The sequence below is a fragment of the Pseudomonas sp. 30_B genome (genome assembly GCF_017491605.1).
Taxonomy (GTDB): Bacteria; Pseudomonadota; Gammaproteobacteria; order Pseudomonadales; family Pseudomonadaceae; genus Pseudomonas.
In genome coordinates, this window is record NZ_JAFGYY010000396.1 from 1 (window position 1) to 433 (window position 433).

The 433-nt window shown below is 61.0% G+C and carries 1 pseudogene; it reads right to left on the reverse strand.

What is annotated here, in order from left to right:
* Positions 1–433 (reverse strand): annotated as a pseudogene (locus J5M67_RS28840) (hypothetical protein); the annotation flags it as partial.

A 433-nucleotide genomic window follows, 5' to 3' on the forward strand; every position in this document is an offset into this window, starting at 1 on the left:
CTCATTCGCTTCGGCGCGCGTAGAGAGCAGCCGTGGACGCTGGTCGAACTCGGCGGCGGTCGTGTACGGGTGCGACTGAACGACTTTTGCGGCCTCCACGTGTACCGCGACGCTATCGCCCACGGAGACAATCTCGAGGTTCCCTAAATGTTCTTGCCATTGGCAGCCCAGTAGGGTTGAGAAACTGCCACGGTCGAAAGCCATCTGTTCGGACCAGCCGAGACTGTTGTAGTCCCAGGTGCGGTCATAGCTTTGCCTTGCGGCGTTGACCCATTCAGGGCTCACGGCGGGAAGCTCGACGAATCGAGAAGCGAGCAGGTGTGCCCAGGCACGTGAATCGAACGATTCCGAAGCGCCGTCTGCAACGGCGAAGACGCCACGAGCCTCGTCGATGCAAACTGCGTCCTCGTTCCGCTCAGACTCGTCGGTGACC